This window comes from Streptomyces phytophilus (assembly GCF_013870535.1).
Taxonomy (GTDB): Bacteria; Actinomycetota; Actinomycetes; order Streptomycetales; family Streptomycetaceae; genus Streptomyces; species Streptomyces phytophilus.
The window spans coordinates 1-4,642 of record NZ_JACBXC010000422.1; the positions used below are offsets into that span (position 1 = coordinate 1).

At 72.0% G+C, this 4,642-nt stretch carries 5 protein-coding genes and 1 pseudogene; 2 read left to right on the forward strand and 4 right to left on the reverse strand.

The window, feature by feature from the left end; translation table 11 throughout:
* From H5J30_RS18330 to H5J30_RS18345, 4 genes and pseudogenes are all read right to left on the reverse strand, one after another.
* A pseudogene (locus tag H5J30_RS18330) lies at window positions 1-346 on the reverse strand (hypothetical protein); the annotation flags it as partial.
* Window positions 343-1,071, reverse strand: a complete 729-nt coding sequence (locus H5J30_RS18335) for a response regulator transcription factor (RefSeq protein ID WP_181788493.1) — start codon at window positions 1,069-1,071, stop codon at window positions 343-345. The pseudogene H5J30_RS18330 and the gene H5J30_RS18335, both read right to left, overlap by 4 nt.
* Window positions 1,072-1,152: 81 nt before the next feature.
* Window positions 1,153-2,589 (reverse strand): hypothetical protein, encoded by a 1,437-nt coding sequence (locus H5J30_RS18340; RefSeq protein ID WP_181788494.1) that lies wholly within the window; start codon window positions 2,587-2,589, stop codon window positions 1,153-1,155.
* 440 nt (window positions 2,590-3,029) lie between these two features.
* Window positions 3,030-3,818: a class I SAM-dependent methyltransferase gene (locus H5J30_RS18345; protein ID WP_181788495.1), complete on the reverse strand. Its 789-nt coding sequence runs from the start codon at window positions 3,816-3,818 to the stop codon at window positions 3,030-3,032.
* Between the two features lie 184 nt (window positions 3,819-4,002).
* Between H5J30_RS18345 and H5J30_RS18350 the strand changes: the two genes are divergently transcribed.
* On the forward strand, window positions 4,003-4,224 hold the full coding sequence (locus H5J30_RS18350) for a DUF6458 family protein (protein WP_181788496.1): 222 nt from the start codon (window positions 4,003-4,005) through the stop codon (window positions 4,222-4,224).
* A gap of 134 nt (window positions 4,225-4,358) precedes the next feature.
* A partial coding sequence (locus tag H5J30_RS18355; protein WP_181788497.1) for a DUF3618 domain-containing protein occupies window positions 4,359-4,642 on the forward strand: 284 nt, incomplete at its 3' end.

Here is a 4,642-nt window from a genome sequence, read left to right on the forward strand (position 1 = left end):
CGTCCGCGGCGACCGCGTAGAGCCGGGTCGTGGCCCCGGCGCGCTGCGACAGGATGCTCTCCACCGAACCGTCGTCGCCCAGCGGCCCCGCCTTCAGCTCCGCGATCCGCGCCCGGTCAAGGGCAGGTGAACTGCCCGCGTTGGCAAGCTGCTGGTCCACCCGGTCGACGAGGTACGCCTCCAGCAGGAGGAGTCCCGCGACGTTGGCGGCCAGCAGGGCCAGTGCGGCCAGCGCCGCCGTCACCACCGCCAGCCGCGCCCGCAGCGTCCAGCGCTGCCATACCCGTACGCGCCACCGCCGCCTGCCGTGCCGCCGCGCCGGGGCGGCGGACGCCGCGTCCGTCAACCCGGGTCCCGCGGCAGGCGCAGCACGTAGCCGACGCCGCGTACGGTGTGGATGAGCCGCGGCCCGTGCGCGTCGAGCTTCTTGCGCAGGTGGTAGACGTACGACTCGATGATCCGGCTGTCGCCGCCGAAGTCGTAGGACCACACGCGGTCGAGCACCTGCGCCTTGCTGACCACTCGCCCGGCGTTCGTCATGAGGAACCTCAGCAGCCTGAACTCCGTCGGCGTCAGCTCCACCAGAAGCCGGCCGCGGCGCACCTCGTACGCGCCCTCGTCGAGCTCCAGATCCGCGTAACGCAGCACCCCGGCATCAACCGGACCCGCCGCCTCCGCCGGGAGGGCCCGCGTGCGCCGCAGGATGGCCCGTATCCGCAGCACCACCTCCTCCAGGCTGAACGGCTTGGCCACGTAGTCGTCACCGCCCGCGGTCAGACCGGCCACCCGGTCCGCCACCGTGTCCCGGGCGGTCAGGAACAGCACCGGCACCTTCACCCCGCCGGCCCGCAGCCGCCGGGCCACCTCGAACCCGTCGATGTCGGGCAGCATCACGTCCAGCACCACGAGCGCGGCGGCCCCCGCCTCGGCCGCCGTCAGCGCCTCGAACCCGCTCGCCGCGGTCCGCACCTCGAACCCGACCAGCCGCAGGGTCTGCGACAGCAGGTCGCGGATGTTCTCCTCGTCGTCGACGACAAGGACGGTGGTGGGGGCGTCAGTACTCGGGGTCACGCCTCCCGGTGTAGCAAGGGAACCTCACGGAACCCTGAGAGCAACCTGAAGACAGGCACAAGACGTGCCGTGGCCGTGCGTTCAGGAGGAGGGGCCGGCGGATTCCAGGTGCGCCAGCCGCTTCCGCCAGCGGGCGGCGTTCTCCTCCTGTCCGTAGTCGGACTCGCAGGCGGCCTGGGCCCGGCAGGCGTACACCGCCAACTCGGGGAGGTAGGCGCGTGCCACGTCGACGATCGCTTCGATTCCGTCGTCCCACGCCGGATTGACGATCGTGTCGACCAGGGCGGTCCCCATCTCCATGGCCAGCTTCGCGGGGCGGGCCGATCCGCTGGCCAGGGCGTGCAGGAAAGGGCCGCTGTTGTGCCCCTCGCCGGCCAGATCCGCCAGATGGCGGGCCGTTTCGGTGTTCCCTGCGCGGGCGTGCACGAACGCCAGGTCCATGGCGAACTGGCCCATCCACGTTCCCGCCAGGTCACCCGCAAGGCTTCCCCCCGAGATGTCCTCGGCCCGGTCGAAGTCGCCTTCGTAGAGCGCCAGCGCGAATGCGGCCACCTGGGCCGACCCGTCGTCGTAGATCCTGCGCAGCTCCGCCGCCGCCCGCGACAAGCCACCCGCTTCCGCCAGCCGGTGTCCGTACTCGGCCGGGCTCTCCATTCCCGCCGTCCGGCGTGCTTCGGCGATGACGGAAGCACCGCCCAGGAATATGTCGCCCAGGGAGCAGTCACCGCGGGAAACCGCCACGGCGTAGGCCGCCCGGGCTTCCTCCTGGCGCCCCTCGGCGTGCAGTCGAAAGGCCAACTCCAGGGGGACATCCGCGCCTTGGTCCTGTGCGAGGTAGCGGTCCCTGCCGGCCCGCAGGGCGTCGAGCCCCAAACGGGCCTCCACTTTGGCGTACGGGTCGCCGTCCGCCAGTCCGATGGCGTGCTCGAACGCGGCTGAGGCGCCGTCGGGATCGTCGTCCCACAGAACCCACCCCAGCCGGACCGAGGCCCCGGCCTCGGAGATCGGGCCCCATGCGCCGCTGCCCCAGCAGTCGCCGGCCCGGAGCGTCTGCGTCCAGCGCGGGTCGGTGGGCCGGACGTCGTACTCCGCCTGCACGAGGCGCTCCTCCAGCGGGCGGTGCTCCTCGGGACGGTAGCGGCCGTTGAACGTCCCCGCGTAGTACAGGCGGTCAAGGGCGTCGTAGGCGTTGCGGTAGTACCCGGCCAGCGCGTCGTCGACGCGGTGATGGCGCACGGCCACCCGTTCGACGCGCTCGACGAAGCGGTGGGCGTTGGCGCGGACGAACTCCGCGTCCAGCGACTGCGCTTCGCTGACCTCCCCGGCAAGCGGCCCCCGCGGGCGGCCGGCCTCACCGTCCGCTGCTTCCCGCAGCACCTGCAGGAAGAACCCGGAGTCGTACGGCAGCAGCCCGGCCCGGTCCCACCACGGCTCGTGGTGAACGAGCAGCACACGCAGCCGCACCGGGCCGCCTGAGGCATCCGCGCGCACGACATGGATCCGGTACATGTTCTCCATGCCGCCACCCTGGCAGCCGCCTGTGACAACGGGGCGTTCGCCGCAGCACGCCGTCGCCGGCGCGGCGGCGCTGCGCCGCCACCGTCGCTTGCGGTTCTACGCAGTTGGGTCCGGCCGGCGCGGCACGGGCCCCGCCACCAGCAGAGCGCAGCCGGCCGAGCCGGCCCTGCCTGTTATGCCGGTCCCGCCGGCGCGACCGCCTCCGCCCTGATCCCGCCCGAGGGCCGGCCGCCGCCGACTCCGATGTAGTGGGTGTCGTAATAGGGCTCGCCCTGCCCCTCGGTGTCGTCGGTCAGCACCGGTTCGTCGGCGCGGGGTGGAATATGGAGCCGGATTCGTAGACGACCGTCCGAGCGCGCAGGAGAGCGGATTGCCGCTCGCAAGAGCCGTATCGCAGGCCGACAGGACGACGACTCCGGCTGCCCATGCCGGCCGGCTGGTCACGTCACCCGCCCGAGCAGCGTGGCTACACGGACGCTCTCACGGTAGGGAGGCGGCGGCAGCGCCCGGCGGATCCGTTCGGCGAAGGCCGTCCGCTCCTGCGGGCCGGGAAGCCGATCCGCGGGGATCGCGGAGCAGACCGAGCCGACGACCTCATCGAGGCCGAGTTCTACGCCGTATTCGAGGACGGACTCCCGCACCTCGGCGAACCCGGCGGCCTCCAGCGCCTGTGCGTAGCGGCGCCGGTCGTCCGCGCCGGTCCCGCACGTAGCCTCCAGCCGCGTGTCGAAGTAGTCCTCCAGACACGATCGCAACGCGCGCGACCAGGCGCTGTCCTGCAGCCACAAGGGCGCGCCATTGGCCACCACCGCGATGCCCCCGCCCCGGCGGCACAGCGGAAACAGCGCCTGGAAGAGCTCGTCGTGCCGCATCCAGTGCAGCGCCTGCCCGATCACGGCCATCCCCAGAGACCGCTGTCCCAGCAGCCAGGCCAGTGCAGGGACATCCGTGTCGGCACCCAGCACCCACGCTACGTTCCGCACCCCTTGTCCTGCCGCGGCCTCTCTGGCGAACCGGAGCATGTCCGGTTCCGGGTCCATGCCGATCACCGAGCCGACCCGGGACGCGACCGGAACAGCCAACTGGCCCGTGCCGCAGCCGAGGTCGAGCACGGCATCCTCGCCAGTCAGCGCGAAGGCCGCCTGGAGGACGTCGATGACTTCGGGCGGATACCCACGGCGGTATCGCGCGTAGTACTCGGCGACGTCACCACTGAACCCCACGGTCATGAGCCCCACCCTGACAGAGCGGGCCGCCTCGGACACCTCTTGGACACACCGCTTGGCTACGAGCGAAGCGGTGCCCTTCACGGGCAGGGCCCGCCCGTTCTGCGGACGGGTGCGTGGCCCGCCGTCGTCTGGGTACCCGGACGCGGCAGCAACGCACTCATCGCCATGAACGGAGGTCAGCCTCATGGGACTTGGCGGAAGCATTCTTCTGATGGCCGCGGGTGGCATTCTCGCCTTCGCCACCGACTGGAACGTCAGCGGTCTGGATGTCCAGGTGATGGGCTGGATCATGATGCTCGCCGGCTTCGTCGGCCTGGTCGTCATCTCCAGCGTGCAGCGCCGCCGCCGCGCGGTCGCGCCTCCCACCGACGCCGTCGTCGAGGAGCGGCATCGCTACTACGAATAGCGGCGCGGAGGGGGCCGCTCTCATCCGCGGCGCAACCCCGGACCCCGGGACCCTGCGGGAGCCGGTCTCCGGGCAGTGGAGGGAACAGCCGATGAGCGAGCATTTCGACGGGATCAGGGAGAGGACGATGCATCATGGCAAGCACGCAGGGCAAGTTGCGCGAGCAGGTGGAGACGGCGCGCGGCCGACTGGGTGACGGCGTCGGGGAGCTGGTCGCCAGGACGGGCGTGAAACACCGGGCCCAGCAGGGGGCCGCGGACGTCAGACGGGTCGTCGACGACAAGACTCCGGACCGGGTGCGGCACGCCGCGGGGCGTGCGGGCCACGTGGCCGAGCGCGCGGCCCGTACCGGCAAGAGGCGCCCGGTGCCGACGGCGAGCGTCGTGGGTGGCGCGGTACTGGCGCTGGTCTTCCTGCT